The sequence below is a fragment of the Desulfosarcina widdelii genome (assembly GCF_009688965.1).
Lineage (GTDB): Bacteria > Desulfobacterota > Desulfobacteria > Desulfobacterales > Desulfosarcinaceae > Desulfosarcina > Desulfosarcina widdelii.
The window spans coordinates 6,467,909-6,482,816 of sequence record NZ_AP021875.1 but is presented as its reverse complement, the minus strand read 5'-3'; the positions used below and the strand labels follow the sequence as shown (position 1 = coordinate 6,482,816).

Genomic DNA, 14,908 nt, shown 5'->3' with positions numbered 1-14,908 from the left:
CTCAGGAAAATGCTCCAAATGGCGGTAGCTAAAATATATTAAAAATCCTGCTTAGCAATCAACGCAACTTGATGTCTTACAATCCTGCAAGAGGGCTCATTACTTAGCTTTTACATATTCGCATAGCTCCAGCAGTATGCCATCTGGTCCATAGAAATATACAAGTTTCTTTCCAAGCTTTTCGTATACAAAAATTTCGCTAAGAAATTCTATACCTTGTTCCTTGAAATTATAGACGATTTTTTCAATATCAATAACCTCAAAAGCCAGATGTCGATACCCGATTCGATTGGCCTGGCTAACCTCATTACTTTTTCCAGAGGGAGGATAATCGTATGAGATCAATTCGATTTTTGTTTCCGTTCCAGGCAATCCCAAACGTACATACCGTGCAGAAACCTCCGGAAGTCTTACTATCGAAGAGATCCATGAGCCAGACAGTTCAGAAGAATCAATTACAACCATCCCGAAGCATTCAAAAAACTTTTGGGAACGCTCCAAGTCACTGACAACGATGTTAATATGGTCTAGCCCTTTAATCACTTAAAAAACCTCGGTTTGATAAAAATCTCCAAAAAGCTCTTTCTCTGCAGGACGATCTTCAGGTATCGGTCGGCTCACCCAGGTTACATTCAAATAATGCTTTAAATGTATATTTTCATTAGTAATATTATTTCCCAATATACCACATCCTAAGCTGGCGGTCATCGGCATTCCGTTGGTGAACGATCCTGAATTCGCCAAGGAGGTTGGCTGTCGAACCATGATTCTGCTTACGGGGGCCGAGGAAGCCAACAAATGTATATGTTCATCATCGTGCGAGTAGATACTACAAGAATGCCCGCGACCTCCTACACGGAAAATGCCTTGCATCATTTCGAGAGCCTTTTGGAAATTTGAAAATTTGTAGATTGCAAGAACCGGAGATAGTTTCTCGCCGCAAAAACGATGCTGCGGTCCAACCTCTTTCTGCTTGACGGCTATGAATTGTTTATCTGACGGCAAATCAAATCCGGCCCGCTCTGCAATCTGTCTTGCCGGGCAGGCGACAGTATCGATCGTTCTGTGTCCTTGCGAATCCCACATGGTCTCTAGCAGCTTTGCCTTATCTGAGTCAGTTGCGAGGTAACCACCCTCATTTTGTAATGCTATTAAAAATTTGTCGTAAATTTGGTCAGCAACCAGTACATTCCCATCGGCCGAACAGCCAGATCCGTTATCGTTCATTTTGCTGGTTTTTACATAATTGGCTGCAGTCTCGATGTCTGCAGTTTCATCAATAATTATTGTTGCATTCCCGGCACCGACCCCAAAAGCTGGAGTCCCAGAGCTATAGGCTGCCTTTACCATCGCAGGTCCACCAGTAGCCATAACCAAATCACAACGTGCCATCAATTCATGGGTAAGAGCAAAACTTGGTTGTTCGACACACTGGAACAAATCAGGGGGTGCTCCTTGTTTTTCCAGCGCGTCGCGCAAGACTTGTACTGTTTGTCGTATAGTTTTCTTTGCTCGTGGGTGTGGGCAAAAAATGACGCCATCCTTGGCCTTTACGGCAAAAACGGCAGTCGTCGCCGGCGTCATAGCCGGATTGGTTGTAGGAACCAAGGACACAACCACTCCAGCTGGTTTGGCATATTTTACAAGACCTTTCTCCGGGATTTCCTCAATAACTCCGACACTTTTCTGTCGTAGACAATCCCTCAATACCCCATGAACCTTGAAACGTTTATTTGGACGGCCTTCAAAATCCCCAATGCCGCTTTCCGTAACCCCCATTTGCGCCAAACGTGTAAATGTGATCTCATTTGAGATTGCCCAACCAACAGCCTGGCACAACCTGTCGACCTTTTCCTGTGTATAATCTGCAATCTTTTCCATTGCCGACTGAGACTTTTCGATGAGTCCCTTTGCATAAGCAACTTGATCAGTACTCAATTCCTTGCTCACTTTAAACCTCCATATTCACCTAAATAGTAAGTATCTTCACATTTATTTTCAGTTAGAATGTAAAATTATTTCAAATCCTTTATTAAAGGTCTTCACACCCAAAAATTTTCTTCGTTCTGTTTCAATTCCTTAAGATAATCAAGCATCAGCCTGTGCAATGCCTCGATATGCTTGCGCATATGTTTTTCGGCAGCTACGATGTCTTGCTTTCCTATGTTTTCTACCACCTTGCTATGTTCGTACTCGATTTTCTCCTTCCTTCTCTCCACACCCCTTTCCAGTTGATACATGAAAAAGATATGCTCCAGAACGGTCTTAAGGAACGTCAAAGAGTAGGGATTTCCACCCATACGAGCAATTTCGAGGTGGACCTCCATATCAAAACTCAATTTTTTTCTATCTGTAAATTCAGGAGTATAGCCTTGTAGTTGATTATATCTTTCCTGTAACTTGGCATATCCTTCAGGGGTAAAATTCTTGACCGCATTGCGTACGTTTAAACATTCGAGTTCAAGCCGGATTTCGAAGAGATGGGAAATCGATTTTTCATCGATAGGAGTAATACGATACCCTTTGTTTGGCTCGTAAGAAACAAATCCCTCATACACCAAACGGTTTAAGGCATTAATGATAGGGGTCTTACTTAGGCCGATCAACTGGCACAAATCCTTATAAGGCAATTTTTGGCCTGGATTGATCACCCTCCGGAAAAGTAATTCCTTAATGGCATCGTAAGCATTTTCGTGTCGGTCTTTAGCTGCCATGAATTAGTCCTTGTTTAAAATTGATCTTCGACAACCTTAATCATTATTGGTTTGGAAAGGTCAGCCTTTTCCCAATCAAATCTTTCAACTTGCAGCGGGAACCGGCTGTTTGCAATTAACCGCGAACAGCGCTTGGAATATAGCTTTCTGTCTCCGGACCAAGCCTCGATAGTTACACGCTTGAGCGTTAAGGCTGACTGCACTGATACTCCTGGACTCCAACAGGAAGTTCTGGTAGTTCGCGCCCTGTTTAGAAAAATAACCTGCGGTACTGCATATCTTAATGGTGCACTTACACTGAGTGTGACACGGTTGGTATCATTTAATTCGTTTCCTCTCCGATGATCAAGAATTCTTACCGCAACCTGGCGGCCTTCCAGGGCACAGATATCGTGCATATCAGCCCCACGCAGTACATTGCCGGCAGCAAAAATTCGCGGCGAGCTAGTCATGTAGTTCATATCCACCAGCGGTCCTCTACTATCCTGATCCTCAGCGATAGAGGTTTGATAAATCAGAGCTGCATCAGGACGGAATTTTCCCGTGCAAACTACGGTATCACAATCAATCTCGAAAGATCGACGGTCGCTTCGTCGGATTAATGTTGCGCCTTCAACACGTTTTTTGCCGAATATGTTTTCTATATCAGTGTCATCAAATATTTTGAAGCCCATTGCGATACTTATAGCCTTTGCAGCCAAGGGATAAGTTTGCAAACGGGAATCCTCGCTAACCAGACCAGCTATCTTTATTCCGGCACGATGCAAGGTGAGAGCAGCCGAAAAGGCGACGTTCTCGCTTCCAAGAATGAGAGCCTTTCGGCCAGGTTTTAGTTTTTGCAGATTAACCACCTGCTGCAACGAGCCGGTAGTATAAATACCCGCCGGTCTTGTCCCCGGAATTCTGCGAGATTCACGTGAGCTCTCGAAACATCCAGTTGCCAAAAGCAGATATTTGCATTTGCATGTAATCAGCCCTTCTGGAGTTGCGATTTTTACTAAATGCCTTGATTTCTCTTTTCCTTCTATGATTTGCAAGGCAGTTGCGTTGGTGTGGATATCAACTCGCGTCTTTCTCACCAATTGGGATAGCTTGCGAGCATATTGTGGCCCGCTGTATAATCGTTTCATGTCCCGCATGCCGAAAAAAACGTGGCAACATCGTGGCATTCCACCCAACTCGGCCTCACTTTCAAACAGGGCAATTCGAATTCCCGGGACTTTAACCAACTCCAAGCAAGCTGAAATGCCAGCCGGGCCGCCCCCAATCACCGCAACATCAACATGTTTTTCTAATGCAGTCAAACTTTGCTCCTTAGTGTTCCAGGAAGTACTCGATTAGTTAGCAATCATGGAATTAGGCAAAAACATTACCACTTCTGGGAATGCAATCAAAATCGCCATTACAACAAACTCCATAATCAGAAACGGCACAATCCCGATAAAAATATCGCTTAATGGAATTTCAGGTGCTACACCTTTGATGACGTATACATTCAGCCCCACTGGTGGTGTAATAAGGGAAATCTCCTCCATTTTTACGACCAGTATTCCGAAGACAATTGGATCATAACCAAGACTTACAACGATAGGAAAAAATATCGGTACCGTTATGAGAAGCATCGAAATGGTATCCAGGAACAACCCCAGTGGCAAATAAATTGCCAACATGGTCAGCATAATCCAAATGGGGGCCACCTGAATACTGGCCACTTTCTCGGCCACCAAATCCGGAAGGCCTGATAGGGTAATAAACTGTGTGAACAAAGATGCTCCTACACAAATGGCCAGGATCATCCCAGTGGTTCTTCCTGTATCTGCGAAAGCCTTGATTATATTCACCGGCGAACGGAAGTTTTTTAGCAAGCTCATCAAAAAAGCAATGAACGTACCTACTGCGGCGGCTTCGGTAGGTGTAAAAATGCCAGCATAGATGCCGATGACAACCGCCAAGAAGAGCACAAATACACCCCACATTTTGGGTAGGGACCTTATGCGTTCCGTCCACGTGAATTTCATAGCTTTGGGAGCGATAGAAGGGCGGTATTTCACCATCAAATAAATACCGACAAAGTATGTCAGTGCCGTAAGAATACCAGGCAGAATTCCAGCCAACAGCAGTTTCGCTACAGAGGTTCTTGTTATGAATCCATATATCACCAACACAATGCTAGGCGGGATTAGAATTCCGAGAAGTCCCCCCGCTGCCACTGAAGCCGAAGCCAGTTTTCGGTCATAACCATATTTTTGCATTTCGGGAATAGCAACTGCACCGAGCATTCCGGCGGTTGCGACACTGGAACCCGAAGTCGCCGCAAAGGCCGCGCACGCGGCAATACTTGCCATTGCCAGCCCGCCGGGCAATTCCCCCAGCCAACGGTAGGCGGTGGTAAACGCATGCGTGGTTACTCCGGCTGAAGAAGCCAAATATCCCATCAAAATAAACAGAGGCACCGCCACAAGAAGCCAGCTCTTCAAAAAAGCAAATGGATAGTTACCCAGGCTAAATATTCCTACAGTCCAGCCGTCCAGTGCCATGATTCCTACAATGCCCGCAATGCATAAAGCAAAAGCAATCGGGACACGTATCGCCAGCAGGATGAGCAATCCGCAAATACCTATTATACTAATTTCAATCGGCCCCATGGCTTTTATTCTTCTCTGATAATATAGTTTGAGATATGTATGTTATGTTGGCATCACCCAATATTTGACTATCAAGAAGAACCGAATTCATCGCTCGAGATATTAGGTGATAAGAGATTGATCAAGCTTTGCAGGCCTGTGGCAAAAAAGCCGATAGGAACAACGATCCTAACAAACCATACTGGCAGAACATAGGCGCCGAACCAATTGGTTTCTCCAGATTGAAAAGCGCCCCAAAGCCGTTCAACTCCCGCATAAATAAAAAGCATACTAAATAGGATGATCAGAATATTATTAAATCTATCCATTAGAACTTGTAGTTTTAGGGGAAATTTTGAAAACAGGAGGTTAACGTCCACATGCCCTTTTTCGTGGTGGGTTTGAAAAATCCCCATAAAACCCACGACCACAAGCAGATATTCGTTAATTTCTACAGTCCCTGGAAGTCCCGAACCCGTCATGCTTCTGCCAGCAACGTCAATGACGACGAGGACCACCATTAACGCCAGGCAGGACACTATTACGCTTTTTGTTATGGAATAAATGATTTTCATGATTCAGGTCCAGTCCAGATAGCAAGTCAAGAATCGAATACTGCATTTCCTAAAAGCATTCACCCATATCCGAAAATTATTCACTTAACCTTTCCTTTTCAAAGGATAGGCTTACTGTCCACCCTTCCGGAAATAAAAGCCATCGAGGTGGACAGTTTGTATTCGCATTAAAAATCGTAAGGATTCTGATACGGATATTTCTTTTCGTACTTTTGAACTAAGTTGCGGTATTTCTCTATGAATTCCTTCCCTGGCAAACCCCCTTTTTCCATCTCGTCAAGCCAAGCCTGCCAAATTCCAGGGACGGCCAGTTTCTTCCCTTTAGCCTTTTCCTCTGGGCTCCAGTTGATAATTTGAATTGTCTTTTCCTGCTTCAGCTTTTCGAATACTTCTTTCTCTGTTTGGGCCATCCATTCGCGGTGCCGAGCCATTCCTTCAATTCTTAAATCCTCGACAACTTTTTTGACATTCTCTGGAAAGCTATCGTATGTTTTTTTCGACATGGCAAAGTAGGTACAAGCATAAATTCCGGCACCAGTGTTGTACAAGTGTGGTGCAACTTCCCAAAAGCGTGAAGCATACACGTTCAATGAAGGGATCCCAAAAGCCCCATCGAGAACACCCCTGTTCAAAGCATCATATATTTCTGCATAAGATAGCGCTATTGGGTTGCCGTCCCAAAGCTTGATCATCTCGGCTACACCTGCGTAGCTTCGTAGTTTTTGACCCTTTAAATCGTCTACACTACGCGTTGCTTTCCTCCCTTGACAGGCCATAATATCGATACCTGCCGGAAACACCATCATCAAACCATTATTTTCCCACTCGTCCCGGATTGGCTTGTAATTATGGTATAAATCCCAGAGAGCAGCGCCATTGGCATGGGGATTTTCAGTGATATACATTAATTCAAATCCGCGATTTAGCTTGAAAATATGCGGCGTGTAGCCCATTCCAGTGAAAATAAAGTCTACGGCTCTATTCTTACACATCTCCGGCATATCAGGAGCCTTTCCCATTGTTCCTGAAAAAAAGAACTTGGCCTTATATTCACCGTTGGTACGCTTTTCCAGTTCCTTACCAAACCACTGCATTGAACTTGTCATGGGATTGGTTTCACCATACGGACTCGAGTATTTCAAAGTCTTGGCCTGTGCAATTGATACCATGCCTACCCATGAAATTAAGACAATGGCTGAAATGAAACACATCCAAATGGTCATTCCTTTTTTCATGACTCCTCCTTATTAGACTAAACCGGTCAAAAGGCTGCACCCTTCACCTTTGAAGGTGACGCATTCTTTCGGCTTTCCTGATTCGCGGGCTAAAATTTCTAAAATTTTTGGTCCGCACCAATTGCGCTGGCATCTACCCATTCCCGAACGAGTCCTAAACATAACACCTTGCAAGGTTGTCGCTCCTCGGCGGATCGCTTCCACTATTTCACCTTCAGTGACAGTTTCACATTTACAAACAACTCGACCGTAACGCTTATCCTTTGCAATTAGATTCTCTTTTTCAGAGTCCGAAAGAAATCGAAAGCGCGGAATAGCTTGTCTTGTAGTTATAATTTTTTCTTTTTCTTTCAGTTCTAAGCCTGCATTGGCCAGCATTCCGGCGACCTTAACTGCAATTCTTGGAGATGGAGTAAACCCCGGCATCCTAACTAATACGTTAATGAATGTTGGATCGTGTGGTGAATGTTCAATCAAATTCTCTTCGAATTCCTTGTCGTTGAACGTCCGCACGCCCACATAAGAGGTGATAATATCCCTTTCGGACAGGCAAGGGATCAACTGCTTCATTCGATTTATAGCATCATCAAAATTTTCTTCTGTGGTATCTGTATACTCTCTATCCTTTATGGGATCATAGTATCCTCCATAAACATGAAGATTTCCTTCTCCCATAGGGTAAATAAAATCTATCTTGCCGGCGTCCGGGGGTATTCCAACAATATGATTGATGGTTCCAGCCAATTTCTTGTCAAGCAGCAATGCCTGGCTGCGATAAAACAGCAGGTTCCATCCCGTTCGGGCATTGGCCATGTCCGCAATATTGTCCACGTACTTACCAGCACAATTAACTATGTAGCGAGTTCGTATTTTGGCCGAACTAGTTTGTACTAAATGGTACTCATTGTCTTTCTCAATGTTCAAACATTCTGTGTTAAAAAGAACACGTGCACCGTTCTCGCAAGCGTTTTCGTAAATTGCGATCACATACTCTGGCCCAAACATGGAAATTGTACCAGTTGAATCGTGTAAACCTTCGATTGCGTCTGGGGTAAGGTTGGGTTCCAACTCGAAAAGCTCTGATCGCTCGACTTTGCGCACCGTACCACCGGGGACATATTGCGCAAGTTGCTCGAGTTTTCTCAATTTCTTTAATTCGGCTTCATTTCGAGCGATTAAAAGAACCCCAACGTGCTTATGGGAAATGTCCAAGTCATGAGCGATGGTGTCGAACTCTTGGAACCCTTCCCAGAGCAATTTCATACGTTCGGTTTTGGTTTCTTCCTCAAGATCCATGCCTTGTCCAAGGTCTTTTATCACCAGCGATAAAGCTTGAAATAAACCCATATAAACTAGAGAGCCAGCGGTTTTGCTGATTCCCATTGCGACATCGGCTTCTTTTTCTATCACGGTGACGTTAACGTGATAACGTGCTAATTCACGTGCGAGGCTCATACCGATGATTCCTGCCCCTACGATGACAACGTCCGTCTCCAAAACCGATTCTTTGCTGTTTCTCGCCTTATGTTCTAACATTCTCATGGACCGTTTCTTATCTTCTTTTAAACCCTTCGTCTCCAAGGGAATTGTTTCCGTTTATTTTGATGTGTTTATTTTTTCAACCACTTCTTTTGAATCTGAAATTATCGCAATATAGCTTAAAACGTTATCGATAATCCAATCATGGAGTTCGTCAGAGGCGTCATTGCAACAGTCTTGCAGAACGATTGGATAATATTGTCTGTCACTAGCTGCAAGCGTTGTAGCCAAAACGACATAACGTGCGGTTGCAATGCCTGCCATCATAACATCGGTGACGCCCATTGAATGCAAAATGATATCTAAGTCGGTCCCCCAAAATCCATTTTTGGATGCATGTGAAACGACCGGCTCACCATCAATTGGCTTCAACTCATCGATAATTTCTGCGCCCCATGTTCCATCTACAAGGACCCCAGCTTTTGTGAATGCTGAGAATAAGGGACCTGGTTTTTGAGAAACCTCCGGGGCTCCAGGTCTAAGGGCGAATCTGACGTGGATCACCGGAACACCTTTCTGTCGACATGCGTTGAGAACTGCTTTCGTGTGAGTGACATTCCCGGCATCGGAAATCCTTTGGGCATATGAGGAAGCGATTTTGCCTTTTGGATGCACGATATCATTCTGATAGTGCAAAATTAGTAAAGCTGCGTTTTTCGTGTCGAGGTCAAGCGGTGCGGATTCTTTTGCCATAACCGAAGGAACGTAAGCCATTGCAAGAACAACAACAAAACAGGTTAACCAAGCGATTCGTCTCATCTTTCCCTCCCTTTTTTGGTGTGGCGTTATAGATCCTTTGTTAGATTCCGATTTTGGATCCAATTTTGGATCTGATTGGCATGATTAGACAACTTCAGTGGCGATGTCAAGCTTTATTTTTAAACAATGCATTTCTAGATATTGGAATAATTATATGTAATTTAAGTATGTAAGATGAATATCAGATAAAGAGCTACATTAAGATGACCGACCCCGTCGCCACTTCGTAAAATATTCTCCCTTCAACACAGTGTTGACTAAAGTTTACAAAAGGACTATTAAAATAGCCAAAAACGGAGGGACTGGTGGCAGATTCAACAAGATTCGATTTTTCAGTCATTCGCACCCTACGCCTGAAGCGGGGTTTAACCGCAGAACAGTTGGCCACGAAGGCCGGTATTACAAGGGCGACGGTCACGAAGATCGAGGGCGGCGTCGGAAACCCGACATTGGAAACCATCGAATCACTTAGCCGTGTTTTCCATCTTACAGCGAGCGAATTAATTCGGCTTGGAGAAGTGGCCCACTGTGAGCAGCCCACCGTCAAAACATTCCGACAAAAGGGAATCGAGGTTTCCCATATCTGGTTTCCCGATTTCGAGATCTTTCGAGTCCAGGCCAAAAGTGGCGCCTGGAAGATCGCGGAACCCGAGCATCATGAAAACACAGCCGAAGTCTGCCTAGTTCTCTCCGGCAGAATAAAAATGTCCGTTGGCGGGCAGATCCATGAACTGGGACCGGGCATGGCCATACGATTCAAGGCCCTACAGGAGCACCGGTTCGATGTCATCGAAGAGGCTGAATTCCTTTTGATGCATCATTAATAACGTTGACGCCGTTTTGTTATTCCAACCCTTGACCACGAAGGTCATCACGGCCAATTGGCTTGATGGTCTTTTTTTTTGGAGGGATTGTCTATGAAACCGGAATTGAAAAATGCCTTGGAAACACTGGATAAAGAGCTTCCCGATGTAATGGGCGCTTTCCGCAGTCTGCAGGCAGCCGCAACAGCTAATGGTGTGCTGGATGCGAAAACCAAAAAGCTCATGATGGTTGCGGTAACTGCCGCGCTTCGTTGTGAGCCATGCATGAGGGAGCAGGTCAAAGGAGCATTGCAACTGGGTGCCAGCCGTGAAGAAATTCTGGAAGCCGCCGGCGTGGCGATCCTGATCGGTGGCGGCCCCACGGCCGCCTACTGCGCCTTATACCTGATGGACGAACTGAACAACGCCAACACTGGAGGTCAAAATGGAGTGTGATCGATGCAAGCAGGATATCAAGCCCGGAGACGAGCATGAACATCTTGGAAAAACGCTTTGCGAGGATTGCTGCATGATCGCGCTTTCGCCTTTGAAAACCTGTGATCCATGGGCGGTTCACAGTGCCAAGAATTTCGAAAAAAGCGCTGGGAAAAATCGCACGCTGACGCCGATTCAATCGCAGATGTTGAAGCTTCTGGAAGAAAAGGGAGCCATGGAGCCTGCACAGTTGCTCGTCGAATTGGGTTCAGACCTACAAATCAAAGATCTGGAGCGCGAATTCGCCACGCTTCGGCATATGGAAAAGGTACGAGGCGAAAAACAGGGAGAAAAGGTCCTTTGGAGATTGTGGTAACGGGGAGGCGTTATGAAACAAGCACCGGTTTTCGACGAAATTTATAAGAATTACCTCACTGAAGTATCTGCGATCGATCTGAGTCTCGCAGGCAAACGCCTCGGTATTCAGATAGATGGAGATACGGCGATTATCCCATTTTACGGTATTCCACATCGCGTCTCGAGCAAAGGCGTACTAGACGCAGAGGGAAGGCGGCCCATTCATGCGGTTAGCGTCATCTTGTGTAAATATCTGCTTTTATGTCCCAAACAAGAGCCGCCTGCGGCCAACGAGTGGCTCAGGTATCCAACGACATCAGATTAACTCGATACCGCTTCATATAACCGCCAGATGATACGGTCTTTCTTTCTCTCGCCCCCGATTTTTTCCATGTGTCGCAAAGCAGCAATTTCCCGTTCAAGTTCTTTACTTGTCATTTTGACGTCAAGCGCCTCCAGTAACGCACAAGACTCTAACCCTCCAGTCTCTTTTAGAAGACTAAGAATCTTTGATTGTACCGGTGTCAATACCTCCTTGCCGCCAGAATGCTTCTCGAATGATTTGGCACTATGCACCGCCCATGGATCGCAAGTGCGCATCGGTGATAGGGCATCCATATAACAATCTTCACAAATTATCTGATCTAAATGCTCTCTTTCTTCACCGGGTGCTATTTCAACACCGCAACGATTGCATTTCATACAACACCTCCTGACTAATTTTATTTCTCGGATTCCCTTGTCAGAATAGAAAATTAAAACACTGCCTATGTGTTTGTTGCGTTCGTACCTGGCTGTTTGCACAAACCAAGTCTGCATCCGTTTTCACGATACTTTTTGAATCGAACCGGCCAACTTACGCGATCGTTAGGGCAGGATTCCACAAAATTCGTAAAATCATTCAGGTTGCCAAGGGTCTCTGGGCTAAGTAAATGTTCCATCTTACACGCCTCTTTTGCAGCTGTTTTCTTATCAACCGTCAAGATGTCCGAAAGGAATCGTACCAATATCATATGCCGCTTACACACCTCTTGGGCAAAATACATTCCCGTTTCTTCCAACTCCACATATTCGTATTTCCTGTATCTCACGAGTTCGTACTTCGCTAGTTTCTTGAGCATACTGGTCACAGATGACATCTTTACGCCCAGTACTTTTGCGATGTCCTTCACGCGGACGATTTTTTTGGTTTTATTCAAATCAAAAATAACTTTCAGATAGTCCTCCATGGTCGCGGTGATGTCCATTATGCTTGCATGTTTATATTCAACGGGTCCTTCTTTCATGATAATTATCTCCCCGACATCGACTCTTTTTCCGAAGGGGCGAACTGAAGCATGTAATTGTATCCCAGGTCAGTGTAGTCGATTTTTCTAAAACCGCAGGAGACCGCCACCGCTTCGACTTCATCAGGGGTATTTCTCATGTGCTTGGGCGGACCAAAGGATTGTTCCTCCTTTTTACACTCGACAATAGCCAGACAGCCTTCCGGTTTGAGTATTCTGGATACCTCTGAAAAAATTGACGGCCCCGTTTTTTTTAGTTCGAAAATATGAAGCACCGTGGAGACAAACACGACATCCACACTACTATTCTGCATCGGCAACGGGGAGGTAATATCCGCGGTCAAGGCCACAATATTGCTGAGCCCCAGAGAGGTTGCGATCTTCGCCAGGCCATCGATCAGATATTGCCATTTGTCGAACGCATAGACTTTGCCACCGGGGCCGACGATTTTTGCCGCCTCGATTGTGTAATCACCGGCACCGCAACCCAAATCGACAAACACATCTCCGGCGCTTAGCGGTAGACGGCCTAGCACCACTTGGGGTTCATGCAACCATGCGCTGCTGGGACCGCGGCCGTTGCGCCCTTTTCTACCATGATGCGCCTGCGGACAATCGTTTCTATGTTCGGGATTCATTCAACGACCGCTCTTTCTCGAGTTGGGGTACAATTGTTATCGATTTTCACGATTCCCCGACCCTCCACTTCAAAATACGGATGATGGCCGCAGGTGAAACAGAGTCCCTGATCCTGCCCTTCCCGCACAATTTTAGTTCCCATGATTTCCTCGCCACACGCAGGGCAGACACTGCTCGGTTTTACCGGTGCCATTGCCGGAAGCATTGGTTTAACCGGTTCCGCAACCAACAGTTTTTCAAAGGATTCCTGCACGAGCGAAAATGCAGCCGTCTTGGCCTGCTCCCTGAACGCGTCCATATCCTCATTGCTGCCTTCCCTGTTTTTAATCACTTTTTCCAGTAACGAGTAAAACGAGGGGGCGGCTTGTGCTACCAAGGAAACGAAATCGTGCCCGACTCGAACGCGTACGCCTGTTTCCTTTCCTCTTCTGGCGAAAGTTACGGCAAGGCGTCCAAGATCCCGGTAAACGAGCGCATTATTTCCGAGGGTACATCCGGACACGGCCTGCACGCCATCGGCAAAACAGGCGTTTACCTCCACAATCGCCACGAGATCCTCCATGATGCCGTCAAAATATATCGATTGTACGCCTAGTTCCCACAGGCCGTAGACGGATGCCATGACGCCGAGTGCAATTCCCGGGCAGAAATGGCCGTGGAGTTCTGCAGCCTTTACCAGGCATCGTAAAGTATCTTTTTCGCGAACTGCTTGTATGAAGTTTTTCCTGGGATTTTGCTTCAATTTATCTATTTCTGCTGTGTCCATTTTTTTATCCGTTTCTCTATAAAAAGCACCAGTGATTTCGCGCCTCGCTCCCATGCTCTGTGTGGGAGCTCCAATTGCTTTTAAACTGACCGGGCGTTGATTCGAATAACATCCAGAAGACGATCAACAATGGTGCCAGCCTCAATTTTGGTTACTTCCGAATTTACGGGTGATCCATACAATCCATCGGCAACAAGTGCTTCATGATATTGCAGACAACCCAACTCGATAATGTTTCTGCGCGTCAATTCCTGAATCAGTCGTTTCCGGTTTGCTTCTGACCGAATCTTGTTGATAACGGCCCCGGCAAAGCGTGCGCCTCCGGATTCGGTCAGTTTCTTGGTTTTTTCCGCTATCGATAATGATTCAAGAGAAGGCTCGACAACAACGATCACCGCATCCAAACTGGATTCGATGCCCCGGCCGAAATGTTCTATCCCGGCTTCCATATCCACAATGGCCATTTCGTTGTCGTCGATTCGCAATTTCTTAAGAAACTCACGCGTCACCACACCCATCGGACAGGCACACCCTTCGAAAATCCGGCCAATCTTCCCGGTTACCACCAGCCGGGAACGATTCGTCCCTTCAATGTGTGCCTCTGGAATATCGTCCATGGCGATTTCATTTTGCCGCCACAGAGATAGGCTTGCGTCTCCTGATCCGGCAGTGAATCCTGTGAACATTTTATTTTGTATTTCTTGCTTCCCACCCACAAAATCAATCAGCGGTTTCGGCGGGTTTTCAATTCCCAACATCCAGTGCAACCCTGAGTTGGATTCATCCGAATCAACCACCAATACCTGCTGGTCCCGACGCTGAAATTCATAAGCAAGGACTGCGACGACAGTACTTTTGCCGCATCCACCTTTGCCACACACTGCGATTTTCATTTCCATAGCTCCTTGTCACAGCCCGGATAAATCACTGCAGTGATCGCTTGATCTATCTTCCAGGATGTTCGCCTTCATGGCTTGTTATGGCAATTCTTCAAAAAAAAGCTGATTCTCCAGCAACTGCAAGCATTTCAAGCGGCCCACAATGCGCTTCTCTTCACCGAAAAGACTGGACAGGTTCCAGACATTCGTTTCAATAGCCTGAACTGTTTCTACGTTTTCCATGATCATTTCTGGCGTGCCATGCCGGATCAAATATGCATTTGCAATACACATGCAG

General features: G+C 45.6%; 19 protein-coding genes. 4 read left to right on the top strand and 15 right to left on the bottom strand.

Going from position 1 to position 14,908, the window contains the following annotated elements:
* Nucleotides 1-99: 99 nt before the first annotated feature.
* The 9 genes from GN111_RS29605 to GN111_RS29565 form a co-directional block, all read right to left on the bottom strand.
* Nucleotides 100-543 (bottom strand): VOC family protein, encoded by a 444-nt coding sequence (locus GN111_RS29605; RefSeq protein ID WP_155307199.1) that lies wholly within the window; start codon nt 541-543, stop codon nt 100-102.
* A complete protein-coding gene (locus tag GN111_RS29600; RefSeq protein WP_155307198.1) occupies nt 544-1,950 on the bottom strand; it encodes an aldehyde dehydrogenase family protein in 1,407 nt (468 codons plus the stop codon).
* A gap of 92 nt (nt 1,951-2,042) precedes the next feature.
* Nucleotides 2,043-2,714 (bottom strand): GntR family transcriptional regulator, encoded by a 672-nt coding sequence (locus tag GN111_RS29595; protein ID WP_155307197.1) that lies wholly within the window; start codon nt 2,712-2,714, stop codon nt 2,043-2,045.
* A 14-nt stretch (nt 2,715-2,728) separates the two neighbouring features.
* Entirely contained in the window at nt 2,729-4,018 is a 1,290-nt protein-coding gene (locus GN111_RS29590) for an NAD(P)/FAD-dependent oxidoreductase (RefSeq protein WP_155307196.1), read from the bottom strand.
* A 33-nt stretch (nt 4,019-4,051) separates the two neighbouring features.
* Nucleotides 4,052-5,359 carry a TRAP transporter large permease gene (locus tag GN111_RS29585; RefSeq protein WP_155307195.1) on the bottom strand — a complete coding sequence of 436 codons (1,308 nt, stop codon included), beginning with the start codon at nt 5,357-5,359 and terminating at the stop codon, nt 4,052-4,054.
* A gap of 71 nt (nt 5,360-5,430) precedes the next feature.
* Nucleotides 5,431-5,913, bottom strand: coding sequence for a TRAP transporter small permease (locus tag GN111_RS29580; RefSeq protein ID WP_155307194.1), 483 nt, complete (start codon nt 5,911-5,913; stop codon nt 5,431-5,433).
* Between the two features lie 167 nt (nt 5,914-6,080).
* Complete coding sequence (locus GN111_RS29575) at nt 6,081-7,148, bottom strand: TRAP transporter substrate-binding protein (RefSeq protein WP_155307193.1); 1,068 nt, start codon at nt 7,146-7,148, stop codon at nt 6,081-6,083.
* Nucleotides 7,149-7,160: 12 nt separating this feature from the next.
* Nucleotides 7,161-8,729, bottom strand: a complete 1,569-nt coding sequence (locus tag GN111_RS29570; RefSeq protein ID WP_269433798.1) for an NAD(P)/FAD-dependent oxidoreductase — start codon at nt 8,727-8,729, stop codon at nt 7,161-7,163.
* Between the two features lie 15 nt (nt 8,730-8,744).
* Complete coding sequence (locus GN111_RS29565) at nt 8,745-9,446, bottom strand: cysteine hydrolase family protein (RefSeq protein WP_155307191.1); 702 nt, start codon at nt 9,444-9,446, stop codon at nt 8,745-8,747.
* 305 nt (nt 9,447-9,751) lie between these two features.
* Here GN111_RS29565 and GN111_RS29560 point away from each other — a divergent pair, with 305 nt between their 5' ends.
* The 4 genes from GN111_RS29560 (at nt 9,752) to GN111_RS29545 (ending at nt 11,366) form a co-directional block, all read left to right on the top strand.
* Nucleotides 9,752-10,270, top strand: coding sequence for an XRE family transcriptional regulator (locus GN111_RS29560; RefSeq protein ID WP_155307190.1), 519 nt, complete (start codon nt 9,752-9,754; stop codon nt 10,268-10,270).
* A 93-nt stretch (nt 10,271-10,363) separates the two neighbouring features.
* Nucleotides 10,364-10,705 (top strand): carboxymuconolactone decarboxylase family protein, encoded by a 342-nt coding sequence (locus tag GN111_RS29555; RefSeq protein WP_155307189.1) that lies wholly within the window; start codon nt 10,364-10,366, stop codon nt 10,703-10,705.
* Entirely contained in the window at nt 10,695-11,060 is a 366-nt protein-coding gene (locus GN111_RS29550) for a hypothetical protein (protein ID WP_155307188.1), read from the top strand. Before GN111_RS29555 ends, GN111_RS29550 begins: the two co-directional genes overlap by 11 nt.
* Nucleotides 11,061-11,072: 12 nt before the next feature.
* A complete protein-coding gene (locus GN111_RS29545) occupies nt 11,073-11,366 on the top strand; it encodes a DUF3786 domain-containing protein (RefSeq protein ID WP_155307187.1) in 294 nt (97 codons plus the stop codon).
* Here the strand turns inward: GN111_RS29545 and GN111_RS29540 are convergent.
* From GN111_RS29540 to GN111_RS29515, 6 genes are all read right to left on the bottom strand, one after another.
* The gene (locus GN111_RS29540; RefSeq protein WP_155307186.1) at nt 11,363-11,743 is read right to left on the bottom strand and encodes a hypothetical protein; all 381 of its coding nucleotides are present in this window, start codon (nt 11,741-11,743) and stop codon (nt 11,363-11,365) included. The genes GN111_RS29545 and GN111_RS29540 overlap by 4 nt on opposite strands.
* 65 nt (nt 11,744-11,808) lie before the next feature.
* Nucleotides 11,809-12,327, bottom strand: coding sequence for a metal-dependent transcriptional regulator (locus GN111_RS29535; protein ID WP_155307185.1), 519 nt, complete (start codon nt 12,325-12,327; stop codon nt 11,809-11,811).
* 5 nt (nt 12,328-12,332) lie between these two features.
* A complete protein-coding gene (locus tag GN111_RS29530; RefSeq protein WP_155307184.1) occupies nt 12,333-12,965 on the bottom strand; it encodes a class I SAM-dependent methyltransferase in 633 nt (210 codons plus the stop codon).
* Nucleotides 12,962-13,732, bottom strand: coding sequence for an FmdE family protein (locus tag GN111_RS29525; protein WP_155307183.1), 771 nt, complete (start codon nt 13,730-13,732; stop codon nt 12,962-12,964). The genes GN111_RS29530 and GN111_RS29525 overlap by 4 nt, the downstream gene beginning before the upstream one ends.
* 80 nt (nt 13,733-13,812) lie before the next feature.
* Nucleotides 13,813-14,625: an ATP-binding protein gene (locus tag GN111_RS29520; protein ID WP_170302516.1), complete on the bottom strand. Its 813-nt coding sequence runs from the start codon at nt 14,623-14,625 to the stop codon at nt 13,813-13,815.
* A gap of 84 nt (nt 14,626-14,709) precedes the next feature.
* On the bottom strand, nt 14,710-14,904 hold the full coding sequence (locus GN111_RS29515; RefSeq protein ID WP_155307181.1) for a CooT family nickel-binding protein: 195 nt from the start codon (nt 14,902-14,904) through the stop codon (nt 14,710-14,712).
* Between the last annotated feature and the right edge of the window lie 4 nt (nt 14,905-14,908).